Consider the following 21,958-nt stretch of genomic DNA (forward strand, 5'->3'; position numbering starts at 1 on the left):
AGGCAATCATTGAATGTTATTTTATATTGAAGACGATCGTAAGTGAAGCCACTTTTTGATATCTCTACACTAAGAGTGTCAATCTTTTCAATTTCTTTGAGAGGTTGCGGAACAATGACCTCCGACCATGTATGATATTTACCATCATCGGTTAAAGCGTCAATACGTACTACATCTCCGGGATTGAATTTACTTGTTATCTTGAAGCGGCATTGTTCATTTTCTTCCGGCTCAATCGGGAGAGGGCGTAAACTTTCTGCTAGTTGTCCGTTGATACGCACTTCTACTGTGGCATTTTGGACATTAGTGGCATACTCTTTACCTGTAAAGTTGAGATAAAGTATGTTTTCCGGATGAGTCATATCTATCAGCGCATTCATGACTAACTTCGGAGGATTATTATTGAAATCGAAAGGAAGTTCATTTTCACAAGAGACTGTTGTGAGTATTGACGTTATTATGAGTAAATAATATATATGAGTTCTCATTTTGATTAAAATTTATAAGTGTAAGTGAAAGACGGAATTAATGGTAGGATTGTATATTTTTTTATGATTGCATGTTGGGCATTGTTTTTGCTACGGTAAACGAAGGTGGGATTCATTGCATTATACACATTGTATAAACTAATATTCCAGATACGTATACCATGTTTAGTCTTTTTGTTGAAGTTGATACCTATATTTAATCTGTGGCTGGAGGGTAACCGGTAGTTATTACGATTTTCAATGTAAGAGGCTTCTCCTATATTAGGAAGACCATCAGGAAAATAATTGCTAAATGCGCTATTATGTGAACCGTTGCCCGGATATATCACAGATGTTTTTTCTTCGGGAATCGTAGTTGTACCTCCTGTATAAAATACCCAAGAAGCTCCAATATCAATTCGCTCACTGAATTGATGATTGATGGTTAAGTTGATGTTATGGCGTCGGTCATACTTATATGGAAAACGTTCGCCATTATTAATTCCGCCCTTGGCAAACTTACGGTCACTTTTGGAGAGAGTATAGGATAACCAACCAGTAGTTTTACCAGTTATTTTTTGAACCATAAATTCAATACCGGTCGAACGTCCTTTCCCCATCTCCACCTTATTCTCCCATCCGGAGGAAGAACCTAGGAAGCTGACGCCATCTTTATATTCGAGTACATTACGCATATCTTTATAATAGCTTTCTACAGAAAATTCCCATCCTTGAATTCCTGTATAATATCCTCCTAACGAATATTGATTTGAACGCATAGGCTTAATGTTCTGTGTGACGGGAAGCCATAGATCCGTAGGCATTGAAATAGGAGTAGAAGATAACAAATGTACATATTGACTCATTTGGGTATAGGCGGCTTTGCAAGCTATTGATTTATTGAGTTGATAACGTACTGAAAGTCGTGGTTGTAGTGAGAAATAGTTTTGTTTCTGTACATGAAACAGGGATAAATGTAAGCCGTAGTTAATTCTTAAATGAGAATTGATTTGGAGGTTATCTTCTGCATAAGCGGACACCTCATGCCCTTCGATCTGACTGTTGGAAATACTATTATATATGGTGTCCCGTTGTACGGTTTCGTTTGTTTGATCAGTTATTTTGGAAGTCATAACTTCCGGGCGGAAGCGGTGATAGAGATAGCCTGTACCGAACTTGATATGATGTATCGGAGTAGGATTGTAGTCAAAGTCTATTTGATAATTCCAGTCGGAGATTCCGGAACTATAGTTGGCAGAGTATCGGTTGATAAGAATGTTTTGATTGTTAGGGTATTGATTATGGGTATATGTATTGATATCCATCTGGTAGTTGTTAAAAGCAATAGTTGTATTGCTAAACAGTCGATTGTTGAAAATATAATTCCATCTTGCTGAGATAATGGTATTTCCCCAATTCATATTGTTGCCATCTTTGAAATTTGTCGTGTCGTCAAAGTTGGAGGAAAAGTGGTCTTTCCCATTATAGACACTTAGAAATAAACGGCTACGGTCGGAGAATTTATGATTAATCTTGGCATTTATGTCATAGAAATAATAACTGTATTTCTCATCGTCGGGCATAAAAGGTTTGGCTATTAAATCCAGATAGGAACGTCGGACAGAAATATTGAAGGAAGTTTTTCCTTTTATAATAGGGCCTTCCAAATTTATTTTGCTGGTCAGCAATCCGATGCTGAATGTTCCATGATATTTTTCCATATCTCCGTCATTGGTACGTACATCGACTACCGAAGACAATCGTCCGCCGAAACGGGCAGGGAAAGAACTTTTGAAGAGAGTCACCTTTTTGACGGCTTCAGGAGTAAAGACAGAGAAGAATCCAAACATATGATCTACGTTATATACCGGGACTCCGTCTAATAGAATCAGATTTTGATCAGGACCTCCGCCACGTATATATAATCCGGCCGAACCATCTACTCCAGCTTGTACTCCGGGCATCATTTGGATAGCTTTCATTACATCGGCTTCTCCCAATATGCTGGGAGTCTTTTTTATTTGAGTAATCGGGATTTCGATAGCTCCCATCTGTGTTGCTAAATTTCCACTTTCTGCTTTGTCCGATACGATGACTACCTCATTCAATAGGTTGGCATCTTTCATCCGTATATTCAGTAAGGTATCCTGTTGGAGAAAGAATGTACGTAGTTCGGTAGTATATCCTAGATAAGAAAAACGTATGGAAGTTTTGTCCTTCGGGCAAAGTGATGCTGTAGTAACCGTATGGATTAGTACTCGTACCTTGTTTCAGGTTGTTTTCCATAATATTGCTTCCTATCAAAGTCTCAAAGGAAATAGCATCAGTGACATATCCGCTAATTGTAAATTTTCGGGATTTGATTTGAGATTCTTTCTTTTTCTTTAGTAAGATGTAGCGTCCGGAAAACTGATAAGTGATATCCTCATGTGAGAATACTTTATCAAGTACATTATGAAGTGAATCTTTTTGGACACTTAAATTGATTTTTTTCCTGATCTTTACTTCTTCTCCGTAAACGAAGGAATATCCAGTAGAGTTCTCTATTAGTTTAACAAATTCTTTCAAACTGGCGTTGCGTAAAGTAAATGTCAGTTGTGAGTCTGGATTTTGTGCCATATTGTTGATGGCATAAGTGAGCAGGCATACCAGAAGGTAGGTTCTGATATGTAGATTATCTGAGTATATTATTTTCATTTTAAGTCTTGTTTAGTGGTGATAATAATCTGGTCGTTAGTTTTTGAGTAATCGAAATGTCCGGTTTGATGCAATACGGTCAGAATTGTTTCCAGCTTTTCGCTCTTCGGAAAATGAGCTGTGATACAATAGTTTTGCAATGTTGTATCCTGAATTTGTATATTGACATTGAATGAGTTAGATAGTTCCTGTACAATTTCTTTCAAAGATGTATCATTGAATATTAGCTCTCCTTGTCGCCAGGATATTTCGTCACCGGAGTTTTTAATCTCTTTGCGGATGAGGCTATTTCCCACCTTATTATATATAGCCATTTGGTTGGGCTCCAGTACTAACCGAATTGCGTTATTGGTATTGCTTATTGCTACCGAACCTTCTAATAATGTTGTTTTTATATCCGGATTGTTGGGATATGCATCAATATTGAAATGTGTTCCCAAGACTTGTACATTAACAGGTCCGGCTTGCACGATGAAAGGATGCTTTTTATCTTTTGTCACTTCAAAATAGGCTTCTCCTGTAAGGGATACTTCCCGATTGGCGTTTTTAAAGCCCTTGGGATAAGTAAGAGAAGAGAAATGGTTAAGAGTGACTGATGTTCCATCAGGTAGGCGTACATAGCGAGTTTCAGCTAATGTCGAAACTGTTTGTGTGGATGTGGACGTAGCATACCAATAAACTGCACATACCGATAGACAGAGTAGAGCTACAGCTGCAGCTACCCTAAAGGATTGAATCGGAATATGTAGGATGCGTGGCTTCAATCGTCTTTCCAACTTAGAGTAACTGGCAGATGCCGAAAACTTTCCACGCGGTGAACGGGTGGAGGCTACAAGCCGGTTTAGTATTTTGTCTATTTCTGTATCGGTATATTTCATTATTCTCTCTGTATTAGATACTTTTCGGGGATATCTTTCATAATATTATTTCTTGAGAATAGAATCTGCAATGGTAGTAAGAGAACCATTGGTCCGGGATCTACATCATTCAACTTTTTCATCATTTCATTCATTTTTAGTGATTAATTAGGTATGTTTATTGATGAAGACCGGAAAATGAAAGATATTCCCTATTCTTTATTTATAAATAAGTGTTAATTAATATCAGCATGACTGATTATTTCTTTAAGCCGGCTAATTGCTTTCTGAAGCTGGGCGTCTACTGTTTTTGTACTAATCCCTAGCTCTTCCGCTACCTGTGCATAACTTTGGTTTTCTTCACGTATACGGATAAATATTTCCCGGCAACGTTTAGGGAGTCTGTCGAGAGCTTTTACATACAGAGCAAAAAGTTCCTCGCTAATGAATGATTCTTCCGGGGAACAACTTTGCTCTTGGGGCTCGGGAAGAGTATCAGATTCAATAGCTGTATGTTTGGATTCTTTTTCGAGATAATTGAGAGAGGCATTTTTGACTAGGATAAAACAGTAATCTTCGATATTTCTCACCTCAAGCAAAGTACTACGTTGTTTCCAAAGTTTCAGAAATACATCGAGTACAATTTCCTGCGACCATTCTTCCTTTTTTACATAGTAGTAAGCTATACGGAAGAGCCGATCGTATGTTATGTTATAAAAATCGCGGAAGGCACTTTGTGAGTTCTGCTCCTTTATTTGCCGTAATAACTTTCTGACTTCTGATTCGGTCATCGGCGGTTCTTTTTATGGTGTTTATTCTTCGACAAAAAGCAAGTCTCTCATAATGCTGTCGGATATAAAAATTCCCTTTCGGGTGAGGCGCAGAGTGTTGTCTCGTTCAGATAACTTTCCACTTTTTACATAAGGAACAGCCATCTTCCGGCAGTAATTCAAGAACTCCGGACCGTATTCTTGTTCGAGCTTGTCTAATGGTATACCCCACATGGTGCGGATGGAAGTAATGACCAGTTCATTGTAAGCAGTGGCTTTATCACGTACTTCGGTTTCAAAACGTCGTGCTTCATTTTCTATCCCTTCTATATAATCATTGATGGAGGCTACGTTCCATTCACGTGTGTTCCCGTTGAAAGAATGTGCTGACGGACCGCAACCCAAATAGGGGATACCTTTCCAATAAGAAGTATTGTGGCGTGAATACTTTCTCGGCTGGCAAAAGTTAGATATCTCATAATGCTCGTATCCCGCAGCTTTCAATCGCTCCACCAAAATAGAGAAGAAGTTTACACTACTTTCTTCGTCTACTTCCTGCACTTGATGTTGCTGCAACATAATATATATAGGTGTACCTTCTTCATAAGTCAGGTGATAGGCAGAAACATGCTCTGGTTGTAGGTCAATGGCTTGTTGTAAGTCATGTTCCCATTGCTCAGCAGTTTCACCGGGCAGACCGTAAATTAGGTCAATGCTTATATTCTTAAATCCTGCTTCGCGACTTCTCTTTACTGCTTCTATGGCTTGAGAAGCACTGTGTCGTCGTTTTAATAGTTTGAGAGTTGATTCATTGAATGTCTGTATTCCCATACTGATACGATTGAAAGGTAAAGAAGCAAGTATTTGAAGATAATCGTTGGATAGGTCGTCGGGATTGGCTTCCAATGTAATTTCTTTGCAGTTGTCGATGTTGTAATGTGTACGGATAGTATTGAATATCAGCTGAAAATCATCTTCTTCCAGTTGTGAAGGTGTTCCTCCACCGAAGTAGATCGTTTCTACTGGCTCTCCTTTCAGGTATTCTTTTCGCATTTCCAGTTCACGACAGAGTGCCTTTACATAGCTCGTTTTGAGCTCACTATGCGTAGTTGAGTAAAAATCACAGTAAATACACCGGGTTTTGCAGAAAGGAATGTGGAGATAGATGCCTGCCATATAAATCAGTTGGTTGATGTGGTTGGCAAATTTAGATAAATATTCCGATACTTGCAAACAACAAACTTTTATTGGAGGAAAGATCTGGAACATTGAAATACGTCTTGGCTCTTTTGTTATTGGATGTGCTTTGAAAGATGGCAGAAATAAGATCGGGTTGATTCAAAAAAATGCAAGAATGGATCGTTTATATTGTACTTGTTAATGTCTTGGAAACAGGTCATATAATCAAAAAATACTAGATACACTTGTGGGAGTTCGGTAAATTATCTAATTTTGCATTTATGATTTAGAACTATTGCTATCATTTGGAACTCAGTCATTTGTTTGACAATTGGTGTTTGGCAAGCAATTATTAAGGGGCTGCTATTTCCAAACTCTTTTATTTATTAAAGTGAAACTTTAGATAATAATATTATGACTACACGACGTGAATTTCTAAAAAAGATGGGAGTGATGACAGCAACCGGGTTGGTTATTCCTTCTATCTTAACTGATAACAGTTTGTTTGCTCGGACTGTTGCTGCTAATGACCAAGTAAATATTGCATTGATTGGCTGTAGAAGTATGGGTTGGTCCGATCTGAATGATTTTCTGATTCATCCCGAGATTAATTGTATTGCTTTATGCGATATAGATAAAGGTATTCTGGAAAATAGAGCCTCGGAATTAGAGAAGAGAACTAACAAAAAGCCCGAACTTTATGGCGATTATCGTAAACTGTTGGATAGAAAAGATATAGATGCGGTTATTATTGGTACACCTGACCATTGGCACTGTTTACAATTAGTGGATGCTTGCTCTGCTGGAAAAGATGTATATGTAGAAAAACCACTTGCGAATTCAATTGCTGAATGTGATGTGATGGTTGCCGCTGCCAAAAAATACAACCGGGTGGTGCAAGTGGGACAACAACAACGTAGTGGAAATCATTGGCACGAAATGAAAAGTTATATTGACAGTGGAAAACTGGGCAAAATTGCTAAAGTAAATGTTTGGGCTAATTTTGGGTACGCAGCAATTCTCGATTCAGTTCCTGATTCTTCGGCTCCTGAGGGAGTAGATTTTGATACATGGCTCGGGCCGGCACCTCAACGGACTTTTAATGAAAAGAGATTTCATGGTTCCTGGAGGATGTTCTGGGATTATGGTGGCGGATTGTTGACAGATTGGGGAGTACATCTGATAGATATGGCTTTATGGGGCATGAATGTGAAAGGTATGCCTAAACGAGTATTAAGTTCCGGTGGAAATTTTGCTTTCCCGAACAACTATGCTGAAACATTTGATACGATGTCCGTCATTTACGAATATGATGATTTTACTATTCAATGGAGCAATGTTACTGTAGAGATGGGGCCTTATGGCAGAAACTATGGAGTTGAATTTGTCGGAACAAACGGTACGTTGGTTGCTAATCGCGAAAGTTGGGAAGTGTATCCATTCCAAAACAGAATAGAGGCAGTTAAAAGTATGCCAAATTATCAAGACCACAAGGACCATGTCACTAACTTCTTAGATTGTATGAAGAAACGTGAAATGAATACAGCTTGTACTATTGAAAATGGTAGCCTCTGTGCAAAATATGCTCATTTAGGAAATATATCCGCAAGAGTTAAATCGGCTCTTGTGTATGATGATGTAAAGAAGTCCTTTAATAATAATGAAGCAAATAAGCTCATTAAGCCGGATTATCGCAAACCATGGAGATTTCCTAAATTATAGGTGATTGTGACTGATGTATATCATAAATAAGATTGAATAGTGCTTGTGTAGCTTGCTGATAATAAGAGATCTCTTGATGATATGGAAGGAAAAGGATGATAGTATGTTACATAACATTGTTTAGTAACACTGACATAAAACTTGCTTTTCCCCTAATTAATCCCTAATTTGCGGCTCACTAAATTAATGGTATGTGAGAAACATACTGAGTAATTATTTAAATCTTATATATTATGAAGGTATATCAGACTAATGAAATTAAGAACATAGCCTTATTGGGAAGTTCTGGCTCTGGGAAAACCACTCTCGTGGAAGCAATGCTTTTCGAGAGTGGTGTTATAAAACGTCGTGGATCTATTGCTGCAAAAAACACTGTTAGTGATTATTTCCCTGTTGAACAAGAGTATGGTTACTCTGTTTTCTCTGCCGTTCTCCATGTAGAATGGAATAATAAAAAGCTTAATATTATAGACTGTCCGGGCTCGGACGACTTTGTAGGCAGTACTGTAACTGCACTGAATGTGACCGACACAGCAATTCTTCTTATCAACGGCCAATACGGAGTCGAAGTCGGTACACAAAATCATTTCCGATATACTGAAAAACTGAATAAACCCGTCATTTTCCTCGTTAATCAACTTGATAATGAGAAATGCGATTATGATAATGTTTTGGAACAACTCAAGGAGGCTTATGGGCCGAAAATCGTTCCTATTCAATATCCTATTTCTACAGGACCTAATTTTAATGCACTGATTGATGTCTTGTTGATGAAGAAATATTCATGGAAACCTGAAGGTGGTGCTCCAATCATTGAAGATATCCCGGCTGAAGAAATGGATAAAGCGATGGAAATGCACAAAGCATTGGTTGAAGCAGCTGCTGAAAATGATGAAGGTTTGATGGAGAAATTCTTCGAACAAGATTCTTTGTCAGAGGATGAAATGCGTGAAGGTATCCGTAAAGGGTTGATTGCAAGAGGAATGTTCCCGGTATTCTGTGTGTGCGGAGGCAAAGATATGGGGGTTCGCCGTTTAATGGAATTCTTGGGTAATGTGGTTCCTTTTGTTTCTGAAATGCCGAAAGTGCAGAATACAGAGGGTAAGGAAGTAGCTCCGGATTCTAACGGACCTGAATCTCTTTATTTCTTTAAAACGAGTGTGGAACCGCATATCGGTGAAGTTTCTTATTTTAAGGTAATGAGCGGAAAAGTGCATGAAGGTGACGATTTATTGAATGCTGACCGCGGTTCGAAAGAACGTATCGCACAAATTTATGTGGTTGCGGGTGGTAACCGTGTGAAAGTGGAAGAACTCCAAGCAGGTGATATTGGTGCTGCTGTAAAACTGAAAGATGTGAAAACTGGCAATACATTAGACGGTAAGGATTGCGATTATAAGTTTAACTTTATTAAGTATCCAAATTCGAAATATTCACGTGCCATCAAACCGATCAATGAGGCTGATGTGGAAAAGATGATGACTATTTTGAACCGCATGCGTGAAGAAGATCCTACATGGGTCATTGAACAATCGAAAGAATTGAAACAAACGTTAGTTCATGGTCAGGGAGAGTTTCATCTACGTACATTGAAATGGCGTTTGGAAAATAATGAGAAACTTCAGATTAAATATGAAGAACCAAAAATTCCTTACCGCGAAACTATTACGAAAGCTTCACGTGCTGATTATCGTCACAAGAAACAATCCGGTGGTGCCGGTCAGTTCGGTGAAGTGCATCTGATTGTCGAACCATATAAAGAAGGTATGCCCATACCGGAGATTTATAAATTCAATGGGCAGGAATTCAAGATTAATGTAAAAGGTAAAGAAGAAATCCCATTGGAATGGGGTGGCAAACTGGTATTTATCAATAGGTATCGTGGGGGGATCAATTGATGCACGTTTTATGCCTGCTATTTTAAAAGGTATCATGTCTCGTATGGAACAAGGGCCATTGACGGGTTCGTATGCTCGCGATGTACGTGTTATTGTATATGATGGTAAGATGCATCCGGTGGATTCGAATGAAATTTCTTTTATGCTGGCAGGACGTAATGCATTTAGTGAAGCCTTTAAGAATGCTGGACCGAAGATTTTGGAACCTATTTATGACGTAGAAGTATTTGTTCCGTCAGATAAGATGGGGGATGTAATGGGAGACCTTCAAGGACGTCGTGCTATGATTATGGGTATGAGTAGTGAGAAAGGATTTGAAAAACTAGTAGCTAAAGTTCCATTGAAAGAAATGTCATCCTATTCTACAGCTCTTAGTTCACTTACTGGTGGACGTGCTTCATTTATAATGAAATTCTCCAGTTATGAGCTTGTTCCGACAGATGTTCAAGATAAATTAATTAAGGATTTTGAAGCTAAGCAAACTGAAGATTAGCTAGTAATTCTCGTAATAATGTTAAAATCGCCGTCTTTTTTAAGTAAAAGATGGCGGTTTTTGTTTAACTATGATTAATAAAGATAGAAATTTCTAAGGAAAAGATTTAATTTTTTATTAAATTTGCAAACCAAAGTAGTGTGTTTTTTGTTGTAGTCATCAGAATACTACTTAAATAGCTTCTATCGGTTAATTTACGAGACTTCCGGTTAAATCAAGTTAATGGGTTAGGAGTGTTAATTAGGGAGTGTTAATTTTGTTGCTATGAAAAAGTCGACAATTTGGATATTAGGTATAGTAATGGGGCTTTCATTTCTGAGCTTATTGTATTTACAGGTAAGTTACATAGAGGAAATGATTAAAACCCGTAAAGGGCAATTTGATTCTGCTGTACGTAACAGTTTGAGTCAAGTTTCAAAGGATGTGGAGTTTGCAGAAACGCAACGATGGCTAATTGAAGATGTATCTGAAACGGAGAGAAAAGCGCTGACTGCTAATAGCTCATCTATGCAACAAGATATTCCGCGTCAACAAGTACATGGTTTTACTATGAAATCTCAGGATGGAAAAGAGATTTCGGGTTTTAGAATAAATATAATAACTAACAAACCGTCAGAGTTACCGAAAGCATTGATTTCTCCATACCGAGGAACGAAAACAATTCCGGAAACTTCGAGGTCGTTAGCAGAAGCTATACAAAATCGGTTTGTATATCAGCGGGGATTGATCGATGAAGTAGCATTACAGATGATTTATCAGGCAAGTGACAGGGCAATAGGAGATAGAGTCAGATTTAGGGATTTAGATGATTATCTGAAATTGAGTTTTTTCAATAATGCTATTGAGTTGCCTTATCATTTTTCTGTTATTGACAGAGATGGGCGGGAAGTATATCGTTGTGCGGATTACGATCCAAAAGGGAGTGATGAATCTTATCAACAGGTATTGTTCACCAATGACCCACCTGCGAAGATGAGTATATTAAAAGTGCATTTTCCAGGTAGGAAGGACTATATCTTTGGTTCCATCAACTTTATGATTCCGTCGTTGATATTTACAATAGTATTGTTGGTGACTTTCATATTTACAATTTATATTGTATTCCGCCAAAAGAAGCTGACGGAGATGAAGAATGATTTTATCAATAATATGACGCATGAATTTAAGACTCCGATATCGACCATTTCATTGGCAGCACAGATGCTGAAAGATCCCGCGGTGGGTAAATCTCCACAGATGTTTCAGCATATTTCTGGAGTGATTAATGATGAAACGAAGCGTTTGCGTTTTCAGGTGGAGAAAGTGTTGCAGATGTCGATGTTTGATAGACAGAAGGCAACTTTAAAAATGAAGGAAATTGATGCGAACGAACTGATAACGGGAGTGATTAATACTTTTGCTTTGAAGGTGGAACGATATAATGGTAAGATCACATCGAACCTTGAGGCCACTGATCCTGTTATATTTGCAGATGAAATGCATATTACAAATGTGATTTTCAATCTGATGGATAATGCGGTGAAATATAAGAAGCCGGAAGAGGATTTAGAGCTGAAAGTAAAGACTTGGAATGAACCGGGTAAACTGATGATATCGATACAAGATAACGGTATTGGTATTAAGAAAGAGAACCTGAAAAAGATATTTGAAAAGTTCTATCGCGTGCATACAGGTAATCTGCACGATGTAAAAGGCTTTGGTCTGGGTTTGGCTTATGTGAAAAAGATAATTATGGATCATAAGGGAACCATACGGGCAGAAAGCGACGTGAATATTGGAACTAAATTTATTATTGCATTACCTTTATTAAAAAATAATTGATATGGACGAGAAACTGCGTATTTTATTATGCGAAGATGATGAAAATCTTGGCATGCTTTTAAGAGAATATTTACAGGCAAAAGGTTACTCTGCTGAGTTGTATCCTGATGGAGAAGCTGGTTACAAAGCTTTCCTGAAGAATAAATATGACTTGTGTGTGTTTGACGTAATGATGCCTAAGAAAGATGGTTTCACTTTGGCGCAGGATGTTCGTGCTGCCAATGCTGAAATTCCTATTATTTTCCTGACTGCGAAAACACTGAAGGAAGATATCCTGGAAGGGTTTAAGATTGGGGCGGATGATTATATTACCAAACCATTCAGTATGGAAGAACTGACATTCAGAATTGAAGCGATCCTGAGACGTGTTCGCGGAAAGAAGAATAAAGAAAGCAATATCTATAAAATCGGTAAGTTTACTTTCGATACCCAGAAACAGATTTTGGCTACAGAAGGTAAACAGACAAAGCTGACTACTAAGGAATCAGAACTGCTGGGATTGCTTTGTGCTCATGCTAACGAGATTCTGCAACGTGACTTTGCATTGAAGACTATCTGGATTGATGATAACTATTTCAATGCTCGCAGTATGGATGTGTATATTACGAAATTACGTAAACACTTGAAAGAAGATGATTCAATTGAGATTATTAATATTCACGGAAAAGGTTATAAGCTAATTACTCCGGAAGTTGAATCATAATAATCTCTTGATAAAAATCAATAAAAAATCCCGGAAACATCTGTTCTCGGGATTTTTTATTGATTTTTACGAATTTAATCAGTAATCCTCTTATTGATAACAATATAAGAGATGAGTCCTAACACAACGAATACTGCCGATGTGCCTAAAACGACGTTGTTGTTTACATTTCCTGTAATTGAACAAGCCAGTAAGATGACTACTCCGATCAAGATTAAAATCAATCCCAGATTCTTTAATAAGTCTTTCATGTGTGTGTATTTAACAGTTTATTATTTAGTTGTTTATTGTCAAATAGATTATTATTTAATGCTAGATTATATAATAGTCACAAATTAAAGCATAATTCTTCAACGGGCGAAATAAATTAGGTGAAAAATCCATTATTGAGACAGATTTAGTGGATTTTAGGAATTATATAATTCGTTTTCAGCTTAATCTTTCGTATTATAGAAAACCTTTTTTAGCACTTCCTGTCCAATACTTAACTCCTCAAGTGTAATGCCTTGAAGAGCTTCTTTCAGAGTTTGCCCAACAATAATTCGTGCTTTTTCTTCTAACTCTTTTCCATCTTTAGTTAAGTGAATAAGGTTAGTGCGGCGATCTTTTTTGTCCGAAATGCGTACTACTAAATGTTGCCGTTCCATATTGTCTATTAAACGTGTCATGCTAGGTTTGTCTTTAAAAGTTGCATTACACAACTCTTGTTGGGTAACACCATCTTTTTCCCATAGGAAGATCAGTACTGTCCATTGCTCAGGACTGATTTCCAGTCCATTCTGACGGAAATTACGATATAACTTCCGGTTAATGGCCGCCGAAACCTTGCCATTAAGTATGGCAAATATAAGTCGGATATCAAAGTTGAATTGCTCTATCATGAAATTATTGTTTAAACAACCTTGCAAAGGTAAACTACTTATTGGATAATTCCTATATTCGGGTATAAAAAAAGATTAAATGTTTGTAGTTCAAAATAAAATGCCTAACTTTGCACCCGCATTTTAAAATCAAATAATTTATTTATTTAATTAAACGAGTATGAATCAATACGAAACCGTTTTCATTTTAACTCCCGTTTTATCTGATGTTCAGATGAAGGAAGCGGTAGAGAAATTCAAAGGTATTCTTCAAGAAGAAGGTGCTGAGATTATTAATGAAGAGAACTGGGGACTAAAGAAATTGGCTTATCCAATTGAAAAGAAGTCTACAGGTTTCTATCAACTGATTGAGTTCAATGCAGCTCCTACTGTAATAGACAAGTTGGAAGTAAACTTCCGTCGTGATGAGCGTGTAATCCGTTTCTTGACTTTCAGAATGGATAAATATGCTGCAGAATATGCTGCTAAGAGAAGAAGTGTTAAATCAAACAAAAAGGAGGATTAATCATGGCACAACAAGTTCAATCAGAAATCAGATATTTAACTCCGCCCTCAGTAGACGTTAAAAAGAAAAAATACTGCCGTTTCAAAAAAAGCGGTATTAAGTACATCGATTACAAAGATCCTGAATTCTTGAAGAAATTCTTGAATGAGCAGGGAAAAATCCTTCCGCGTCGTATCACTGGTACTTCTTTGAAGTTCCAACGTCGTATTGCGCAGGCTGTGAAGAGAGCTCGTCACTTGGCATTGTTGCCATATGTAACTGACATGATGAAATAAGAAGGAGGAAAAGTATGGAAATTATATTAAAAGAAGACGTAGTAAACTTGGGTTATAAGAATGATATCGTAAACGTTAAGTCTGGTTACGGTCGCAATTACTTAATCCCGACAGGAAAAGCTGTCATCGCTTCTCCTTCTGCAAAGAAAATGTTGGCTGAAGAACTGAAACAACGTGCTCACAAACTTGAGAAAATCAAGAAAGATGCTGAGGCTATGGCTGCTAAGTTGGAAGGCGTTTCTTTGACTATTGCAACTAAGGTTAGCTCAACTGGTACAATTTTCGGTTCTGTTGGTAATATCCAGATTGCTGAAGCTTTGGCAAAATTGGGTCACGAAGTAGACAGAAAGATCATCGTTGTAAAAGACGCTGTGAAAGAAATTGGTAATTATAAAGCTATCGTGAAATTGCATAAGGAGGTTTCTGTAGAGGTTCCTTTTGAAGTAGTAGCTGAATAATTTTTATCATAATATAATTGAAGCGGTTTATCCTATAAGGGTAAACCGTTTTTTTGTTTTTTATAATCTGTAATAGGGGTTGTGCACTTAATCTATATAAATTGAGAACAGGTTGAGAAGCGTTATCTGTTTTAGTGTGAAGTAGTGGAAGAATTTATGTAAGTTGATTGGGAGAATGCTTGTTTCCTAAGAGAATCCTAAAGATTCTCTGTTTTTGTAGTCTGAGCTAATTAAGTAGTTTTTATTTTTATGGAGGAATTTTGTGTGTAATAATAATCTGAGTGAAGTAGAGTTTTTAATCGAAAAATAATATATAATGCGTTTATGTTTAATTAGTCTTATATCCCATATAGAATTTGGTGTCTACGGCAAAAAAAATAAAAAAAAAGTCTGTGCATACTTTCGTATGTCAGACTTTCAATTCTCTCTAGGCTGTTTCTTTATTATTCAGCTACTACAGTTTCAGTTACAGTTAAGGTATCAGTTGCAGTTGTGTCAGCTTCTGCTTGTGCAGCTGCTTCGATTTCTACTGCTTGTACTGCTGCGATAGAGTCAGCGATACGGATAGAATCTTGTTGAGCTTTCTGAGCGTCAGCTGCTTTGTTACCACATGATGCGAATGATACTGCTGCGATAGCGACTGCCATCAAAACTAATTTTTTCATTTTCTTTGCTTTTTAAAACGTAATACAATCAATTGCTTTATTAAAACAATGCAAAGGTATGCACTTTTTCAATATGTTGTTCTCGAAAACCCAACTTTTTTTTATATTTTTTTTTGAAGATGGGCACTTTTTTTACTTAATCCTATGTTTTACAACATATTAATTTACTGCTATACTATTATAAAGATATCTTTTGATACTACGCTTTGGAGTCTTTTCAAACTCAGTGGGATAGAGTTGAATCTGGCTGATTTTTTCGTAAGTTGCTACGCTGTTATTAAGATTCTTGAGATTCTCATCCATTATTGTTTTTAAATTATCTGGGTTATTGAGTCCAAGTGAATCTAAAGCTTCATAATCTGCATAGACTAGCGCAACTAATTTCTTATTTCGTTCAATGACAAGACTTTCAAGAATAAACGGCAGATTATTAAGCTTTGCTTCCAGCTCCTCTGGGAAGATATTCTGGCCATTTGAACTTAAAATCATACTTTTAAGACGACCACGAATGAAAATGTTTCCGCAGGCATCTATTGTTCCAAGGTCACCTGTACGTAACCATCCATCTTCAGTAAAGACTTCATCAGTAGCTTCTTGATTTTTGTAATAACCCACCATTACATTTTCTCCTCTAACTTGAATTTCTCCAATTTCAGTTTCCGAGTTCTCCTTATATATACGTGCTTCCATAATATCCAGTATTTTTCCAGACGAACCTAGCACAAATTCATTCCAAGGGGCATAACTGATGAGCGGACCACATTCTGTCATGCCATATCCAATGGTAAATGGAAATTTAATTCTATAGAAAAACTCTTCCACTTCTTCGTTCATGCTGCACCACCAATGATGATTTCCTTGAAACGTCCACCCAAAGCATCAATCAGTCTTTTGCGTATTTGATTATAGATTTGGGTGTCAAGTAAAGGGATATTCAATGCCCATTTCATTCCTTTTTTATTAATGAGGGGCTGGATGATATTCTTATATATTTTCTCGATTACTAGAGGGACGGTAATGATAAGATTTGGTTTTACTTCTTCGAAAGCTTTCATGATAATCTTAGGCGAAGGTGCTTTTCCAAGCAGGGTGACATGGGTACCGACAGCTGTTGCAGTGAGGAAGTCGAAAGCACAGCCATAAGCATGGGCTAATGGAAGGAAGGAGAGGACTTTATCTCCTTTCTTCAGCAGTTCTGTTCGAATACCGAAAGTAACGTTACCGGCAAGGTTGTTTCCGGTCAACATAACTCCTTTACTGAAGCCTGTTGTTCCGGAGGTATAGTTCAGGAGCATTACTTTGTCATTAGACAAGGTGGTATATTGCACATTATCGCGAGTAAAACCTTTCGGGTAAGTGGTGTGCATTTCTCTATCGAGATTCTTCATAAACTTCTGTATCGTTTCCCCATCGCGTTGGTAGAGACAGCGAAAATCTGTAAGGGAGAAAACTCCGCGAAGTCCGGTTAGCTTTTCTTCTTCTAGACTTTCCCAAATACTGTCACTAGTAAATAAGAAAATAGATTCAGAATGATTGACGATATGATGAACATCATTCGGAGTAAAATCTTGTAGAATAGGGACTACAATTGCGCCATAAGTGATTGTAGCCATATAGGCTATGCACCAGTGAGCGTTGTTTTTACCGATCACCGAGATTTTATCTCCTCTGCGGAGGCTGCAATGCTTGAATAACAGATGCAAGCGGGCGATTCTTTCCGCTACTTCACCGTAAGTATATTGAGTATTTTCTCCATAATCGGTGTAACAAGGTAAATCCCAGTTCTCACGAAAACTATTCTCGTATAGTTTAATGAAATTCTCTTTAATCATTGCACGTTTTTTAATGAATTGTGCAAAAATAGGAATAAACTTTTGTATCCTCAAGTGTTTTACTAATAATAATGTGTAACTTTGCACGAAATATGCGTTAAAACAGATTATGATAGATACCACTGTATTTCAAAATAAGACAGCTGTATATTATACATTAGGCTGTAAATTGAATTTTTCAGAGACTTCAACTATCGGTAAAATCCTGCGGGAAGCAGGAGTCCGGACTGCGCGTAAAGGGGAAAAAGCAGATATTTGTGTCGTCAATACTTGTTCGGTAACAGAGATGGCAGATAAGAAATGCCGTCAGGCTATTCATCGATTAGTAAAACAGCATCCCGGTGCTTTTGTGGTAGTAACAGGGTGTTATGCGCAGTTGAAACCTGGTGATGTAGCAAAGATAAAAGGAGTAGATGTGGTGTTGGGTGCTGAACAAAAAAATGATTTGTTACAGTATTTGGGTGACTTACATAAACATGAACAAGGAGAAACAATAACTACCATAACTAAAGATATTCGTTCATTTGCACCGTCTTGCTCGAGAGGGGATCGTACCCGCTTTTTCTTGAAAGTACAGGATGGATGTGATTATTACTGTTCATATTGTACTATACCTTTTGCACGCGGACGTAGCCGTAATGGAACTATTGCTTCGATGGTGGAGCAGGCAAAGCAGGCGGCTGCCGAAGGTGGAAAGGAGATCGTATTGACGGGGTGAATATCGGAGATTTTGGTAAAACTACTGGAGAGACTTTTTTCGATCTGGTAAAAGCATTAGACCATGTGGAAGGTATCGAACGTTATCGTATTTCTTCTATTGAACCCAATTTGCTGACGGACGAGATTATTGAATTTGTGTCTCAGTCTCGTAAATTTATGCCTCATTTTCATATTCCGTTGCAATCTGGTTGCGATGAAGTATTGAAGTTGATGCGTCGTCGTTATGATACAGCTCTTTTTGCATCAAAAGTGAAGAAGATTAAAGAAATTATGCCGGATGCTTTTATTGGCGTGGATGTGATTGTAGGCACTCGCGGTGAAACAGAGACATATTTTGAACAGGCTTACAGATTTATAGCAGGTTTGGATGTGACTCAGTTGCATGTGTTCAGTTATTCTGAACGTCCGGGAACACAGGCTTTGAAGATTGAACATATTGTTCCGCCGGAAGAAAAGCATCAGCGTAGTCAGCGTTTATTGAATCTTTCGGATGAAAAGACGCAAGCTTTTTATGCCAGACATATTGGGCAGACAATGTCTGTGTTGATGGAAAAATCGAAGGTGGGTAATCCAATGTATGGATTTACGGAGAATTATATTCGTGTAGAAGTAGAAACAGATAGTTCTTTAGACAATCAAGTTCTTTCTGTTCGTCTGGGTGATTTTAATGAAGATAACACAGCACTAAAAGGTACAATTCTATAGTATTATGAAATCTAGGCTTATCTATTGGTTGGTATATGCTGTAATGTGGTTGTTTTCCGCTCTTCCGTTCAAAGTGTTATATATGCTTTCGGATTTGAACTATTGGTTGATGTATTATGTCGGAAAATATCGTCGGAAAGTTGTTAGGGAAAATCTGAAAAAGTCTTTTCCGGATAAAAGTGATGCAGAACGGTTACAGATAGAACGTAAATTTTATAGGTATCTTTCGGATTATATGCTTGAGGACTTGAAAATGATCCATATGTCAGCGGAGGATCTTTACCGGAGAATGACTTATAAGAATACGGAGCAATACCTTGAATTGACAGAGAAGTATGGAGGGATCATTGTGATGATTCCGCATTATGCCAATTATGAATGGTTGATCGGTATGGGAACGATTATGAAGCCGGGAGATGTACCGGTGCAAGTATATAAACCTTTGAGAGATAAATATCTCAATGAATTGTTTAAACGGATACGTTCTCGTTTTGGAGGGTACAACATTCCGAAACATTCTACTGCACGCGAGATTATCAAATTGAAACGTGAAGGAAAAAAAATAGTGGTGGGGTTGATAACTGACCAATGGCCTAGCGGAAGCGAAAAGTACTGGACAACTTTTTTAGGACAGGAAACTGCTTTTCTGAATGGAGCAGAGCGTATTGCTAAAATGATGAATTTCCCTGTTTTTTATTGTGAACTAATAAAAACACGTAGAGGATTTTGTGAGGCGGAGTTTAAGTTAATGACAGAAAATCCAAAAGAAACTGCCGAAGGAGAAATCACAGAAATGTTTGCCCATTATTTGGAACAGACACTTTATCGGGAGCCCGCCTATTGGTTATGGTCTCATAAGCGTTGGAAAGCTTCGAAAGCAGAATGTGAAAGGAATTAGAAGATGAAAGTGGCGGTTGTTATTTTGAACTGGAATGGATGTGATATGCTTCGCACTTTTCTTCCGTCCGTCGTTCGGTATTCAGAAGGAGAGGAGATTGAAGTATGTGTGGCTGATAATGGTTCTACTGATGCTTCGGTGGATATGCTTCAGAAAGAATTTCCATCTGTTAGAAATATTTTACTAGAACAAAATCATGGTTTTGCCGATGGTTATAATTGGGCTTTGCAGCAAGTGGAGGCAGAATATGTGGTTCTTCTAAATTCTGATGTTGAAGTGACTGAGCGTTGGCTTGAGCCAATGATTGATTATTTGGATAATCATCCGGAGGTTGCAGCTTGCCAACCGAAAATACGTAGCCAACGACAAAAAGAATATTTTGAGTATGCCGGAGCGGCAGGTGGATTTATTGATAGATATGGTTATCCTTTTTGCCGTGGACGTATCATGAATATAGTTGAGAAAGATAAAGGTCAGTATGATACGGTAATCCCTGTTTTCTGGGCTACGGGTGCAGCATTGTTTATCCGTCGTGCTGATTATCTGGAAGCAGGTGGGCTGGACGGACGTTTTTTTGCTCACATGGAAGAAATTGATTTGTGTTGGCGTTTACGTTCTCGAGGCCGGGAGATTGTGTGTATTCCTCAAAGTGTAGTTTATCATGTAGGGGGGCAACACTAAAAAAAGATAATCCTCGTAAAACTTTTCTCAATTTTCGTAATAATCTTGTCATGCTTTATAAAAATCTTCCGGAAGCGGAGTTGAATAAAGTAATGTGTATTCGTGCATGGCTTGACTATGTGGCAGCACTTACTTTTTTGCTGAAAGGCCAACTGGAAAATGCACGTGCAGTGATGCAGGCACGAAAAGAATATAAACGTAGCCGTTCTTCCTTTTCTTCATCTCGTGAAGAGAATTTGAGAAAAACTTTCTTGAATCCGATACCCGAACGAATAAAAAGTAGTATCTTGTGGCTGTTTTATGTGAGAGGATGTAAGCGTTTCTCTCAATTGTCGGATTTAAAAGGATAACATGATGGAACCAAAAGTTAGAAGAGGCATCGGGCTGGTCGCACATGATGCTATGAAGAAAGATCTTATTGAATGGGTTTTGTGGAATTCAGAATTATTGATGGGACATAAATTCTATTGTACAGGTACTACGGGTACTTTAATTTTGGAAGCGTTGAAAGAGAAACATCCGGATGTAGAGTGGGATTTTACTATTTTAAAGTCAGGGCCTTTGGGAGGTGATCAGCAGATGGGGTCACGTATTGTTGAAGGACAAATTGATTATCTTTTCTTTTTTACAGACCCGATGACGTTACAAGCGCATGATACAGATGTGAAAGCATTGACTCGTTTGGCAGGTGTGGAAAATATCATTTTTTGCTGTAACCGTTCAACGGCAGATCATATTATTTCCAGTCCATTGTTTATGGATCCTACTTATGAGCGTAGCCATCCAGATTATTCCGGTTATACGAAACGATTCCAGGGTAAACCTGTGGTGACGGAGGCTGTAGAGTCTGTAAATAAAAGAAGGAAGAAGAAATAAATCCTGTGTTAGGGTAACACCATTTTATATTCTCTCTAAGTCTTTTATGAGAAACATTTATCATAAAGTAGTTTGAATATATCATACATAAAACGTTATAGATGGTATAAACACTGTTGAGGGGTGTGGCGAAAGTCTTATAAATTAAGGATCACCCTTGCTACAACTATTTGTGGCGAGGGTGATCTCGTTGAAAGGGTAGTTTTGGGTACATCCCCTTTTCATCTTTCTATATATGATTGTTAATGTGTTGTCAGTGAGAATATTGTATTAATACGTTTGTATATGTTTACCTGATGAAGTGATAATTAATCCACCATGGTCGCTTACTACTATTTCAGTTGTACCGTCTGGTGTTTGTATAACTGATCCTTGTTGTATAAGTTGTTGTCCATCTGTAGTCATTCGTATTCCAGAATGTGTATTCTCTTCTTTCTTTTCTGTATCCTTTGTTTTGTTAGAACAGTTATCATCATGTAAATAATAATGACTATTCATCTTAACTACCTTGTCATCAATAAACCATACTTTTACGACTTTGGAAGCAGCCCAAAGTTTGGAAGAGTAAAACTCTAGAGATTCACCTTTATCATCAAAATTTCTAAATTCAGGTGTACCTAAAATCGCTATAACTTCTTTTGAGGACATTCCGTATTGTATATCATTGAGCCTTTTATAACTAATTTGACTCGTACGACAACTACTGAATACTACTATAAATAGTAGTAAAGATAGAATGATTTGAAACATTTTCATAATAGGTGGCTTTTGTTACTACAAATGTAGGATGGGAAAACTCCTCAGGCAAAAGGATCTTTCTATTTACTAATAGGGAAATCCCTATTAGTATATAGA

General features: G+C 37.5%; 16 protein-coding genes and 5 pseudogenes. 11 read left to right on the forward strand and 10 right to left on the reverse strand.

Annotation, left to right across the window (positions count from 1 at the left end; all coding sequences use genetic code 11):
- The 5 genes and pseudogenes from JCM17102_RS06360 to hemW all read right to left on the reverse strand — a co-directional run.
- On the reverse strand, nucleotides 1-488 hold a 488-nt coding region (locus tag JCM17102_RS06360; protein WP_025074459.1), incomplete at its 3' end, for a DUF4249 family protein.
- A 5-nt stretch (nucleotides 489-493) separates the two neighbouring features.
- A pseudogene (locus JCM17102_RS26460) lies at nucleotides 494-3,164 on the reverse strand (TonB-dependent receptor domain-containing protein).
- Nucleotides 3,161-4,042 (reverse strand): FecR family protein, encoded by an 882-nt coding sequence (locus tag JCM17102_RS06370; RefSeq protein WP_025074460.1) that lies wholly within the window; start codon nucleotides 4,040-4,042, stop codon nucleotides 3,161-3,163. The pseudogene JCM17102_RS26460 and the gene JCM17102_RS06370 overlap by 4 nt, the downstream one beginning before the upstream one ends.
- A 215-nt stretch (nucleotides 4,043-4,257) precedes the next feature.
- On the reverse strand, nucleotides 4,258-4,812 hold the full coding sequence (locus JCM17102_RS06380; protein ID WP_025074461.1) for an RNA polymerase sigma-70 factor: 555 nt from the start codon (nucleotides 4,810-4,812) through the stop codon (nucleotides 4,258-4,260).
- 21 nt (nucleotides 4,813-4,833) lie between these two features.
- A complete protein-coding gene (gene hemW / locus JCM17102_RS06385; protein ID WP_025074462.1) occupies nucleotides 4,834-5,967 on the reverse strand; it encodes a radical SAM family heme chaperone HemW in 1,134 nt (377 codons plus the stop codon).
- A gap of 417 nt (nucleotides 5,968-6,384) precedes the next feature.
- Between hemW and JCM17102_RS06395 the strand changes: the two genes are divergently transcribed.
- The 4 genes and pseudogenes from JCM17102_RS06395 to rprY all read left to right on the forward strand — a co-directional run bounded on the left by JCM17102_RS06395 (nucleotide 6,385) and on the right by rprY (nucleotide 12,607).
- Nucleotides 6,385-7,692 carry a Gfo/Idh/MocA family protein gene (locus JCM17102_RS06395; protein ID WP_025074464.1) on the forward strand — a complete coding sequence of 436 codons (1,308 nt, stop codon included), beginning with the start codon at nucleotides 6,385-6,387 and terminating at the stop codon, nucleotides 7,690-7,692.
- A 233-nt stretch (nucleotides 7,693-7,925) separates the two neighbouring features.
- Nucleotides 7,926-10,083 (forward strand): annotated as a pseudogene (fusA2, locus tag JCM17102_RS26465) (elongation factor G2).
- A 264-nt stretch (nucleotides 10,084-10,347) separates the two neighbouring features.
- Nucleotides 10,348-11,904, forward strand: a complete 1,557-nt coding sequence (locus JCM17102_RS06405) for a sensor histidine kinase (protein ID WP_025074465.1) — start codon at nucleotides 10,348-10,350, stop codon at nucleotides 11,902-11,904.
- Between the two features lies 1 nt (nucleotide 11,905).
- The gene (gene rprY, locus JCM17102_RS06410; RefSeq protein WP_005678712.1) at nucleotides 11,906-12,607 is read left to right on the forward strand and encodes a response regulator transcription factor RprY; all 702 of its coding nucleotides are present in this window, start codon (nucleotides 11,906-11,908) and stop codon (nucleotides 12,605-12,607) included.
- A gap of 74 nt (nucleotides 12,608-12,681) precedes the next feature.
- On the opposite strand, the gene JCM17102_RS30875 is transcribed toward rprY, so the two are convergent.
- Both JCM17102_RS30875 and JCM17102_RS06415 read right to left on the reverse strand, forming a co-directional pair.
- Nucleotides 12,682-12,858 carry a hypothetical protein gene (locus tag JCM17102_RS30875; RefSeq protein WP_168770335.1) on the reverse strand — a complete coding sequence of 59 codons (177 nt, stop codon included), beginning with the start codon at nucleotides 12,856-12,858 and terminating at the stop codon, nucleotides 12,682-12,684.
- Between the two features lie 183 nt (nucleotides 12,859-13,041).
- On the reverse strand, nucleotides 13,042-13,488 hold the full coding sequence (locus JCM17102_RS06415; protein ID WP_025074466.1) for a MarR family winged helix-turn-helix transcriptional regulator: 447 nt from the start codon (nucleotides 13,486-13,488) through the stop codon (nucleotides 13,042-13,044).
- 160 nt (nucleotides 13,489-13,648) lie between these two features.
- Between JCM17102_RS06415 and rpsF the strand changes: the two genes are divergently transcribed.
- The 3 genes from rpsF to rplI are packed head-to-tail and all read left to right on the forward strand — an operon-like array spanning nucleotide 13,649 to nucleotide 14,726.
- A complete protein-coding gene (rpsF, locus tag JCM17102_RS06420; protein WP_025074467.1) occupies nucleotides 13,649-13,993 on the forward strand; it encodes a 30S ribosomal protein S6 in 345 nt (114 codons plus the stop codon).
- Nucleotides 13,994-13,995: 2 nt separating this feature from the next.
- Entirely contained in the window at nucleotides 13,996-14,268 is a 273-nt protein-coding gene (gene rpsR / locus JCM17102_RS06425; protein ID WP_004307964.1) for a 30S ribosomal protein S18, read from the forward strand.
- Nucleotides 14,269-14,282: 14 nt separating this feature from the next.
- Nucleotides 14,283-14,726, forward strand: a complete 444-nt coding sequence (gene rplI / locus JCM17102_RS06430; RefSeq protein WP_025074468.1) for a 50S ribosomal protein L9 — start codon at nucleotides 14,283-14,285, stop codon at nucleotides 14,724-14,726.
- Nucleotides 14,727-15,169: 443 nt separating this feature from the next.
- Here rplI and JCM17102_RS06435 read toward each other — a convergent pair whose 3' ends face one another.
- Both JCM17102_RS06435 and JCM17102_RS26470 read right to left on the reverse strand, forming a co-directional pair.
- Complete coding sequence (locus JCM17102_RS06435; protein ID WP_025074469.1) at nucleotides 15,170-15,391, reverse strand: hypothetical protein; 222 nt, start codon at nucleotides 15,389-15,391, stop codon at nucleotides 15,170-15,172.
- 159 nt (nucleotides 15,392-15,550) lie between these two features.
- Nucleotides 15,551-17,223, reverse strand: a pseudogene (locus tag JCM17102_RS26470) (long-chain fatty acid--CoA ligase).
- Between the two features lie 109 nt (nucleotides 17,224-17,332).
- Between JCM17102_RS26470 and mtaB the strand changes: the two are divergent.
- The 4 genes and pseudogenes from mtaB to JCM17102_RS06460 all read left to right on the forward strand — a co-directional run bounded on the left by mtaB (nucleotide 17,333) and on the right by JCM17102_RS06460 (nucleotide 21,103).
- Nucleotides 17,333-18,648, forward strand: a pseudogene (gene mtaB / locus JCM17102_RS26475) (tRNA (N(6)-L-threonylcarbamoyladenosine(37)-C(2))-methylthiotransferase MtaB).
- Nucleotides 18,649-18,652: 4 nt separating this feature from the next.
- The gene (locus JCM17102_RS06450) at nucleotides 18,653-19,546 is read left to right on the forward strand and encodes a lysophospholipid acyltransferase family protein (protein ID WP_025074470.1); all 894 of its coding nucleotides are present in this window, start codon (nucleotides 18,653-18,655) and stop codon (nucleotides 19,544-19,546) included.
- Nucleotides 19,547-19,549: 3 nt separating this feature from the next.
- Nucleotides 19,550-20,577: pseudogene (locus tag JCM17102_RS26480) on the forward strand (glycosyltransferase family 2 protein).
- 4 nt (nucleotides 20,578-20,581) lie between these two features.
- On the forward strand, nucleotides 20,582-21,103 hold the full coding sequence (locus tag JCM17102_RS06460) for a methylglyoxal synthase (RefSeq protein ID WP_025074471.1): 522 nt from the start codon (nucleotides 20,582-20,584) through the stop codon (nucleotides 21,101-21,103).
- A gap of 270 nt (nucleotides 21,104-21,373) precedes the next feature.
- Here the strand turns inward: JCM17102_RS06460 and JCM17102_RS06465 are convergent, their stop codons facing one another.
- Complete coding sequence (locus JCM17102_RS06465; protein WP_025074472.1) at nucleotides 21,374-21,859, reverse strand: hypothetical protein; 486 nt, start codon at nucleotides 21,857-21,859, stop codon at nucleotides 21,374-21,376.
- Between the last annotated feature and the right edge of the window lie 99 nt (nucleotides 21,860-21,958).

It is taken from the genome of Bacteroides faecichinchillae JCM 17102 (assembly GCF_000614145.1).
GTDB lineage: Bacteria > Bacteroidota > Bacteroidia > Bacteroidales > Bacteroidaceae > Bacteroides > Bacteroides faecichinchillae.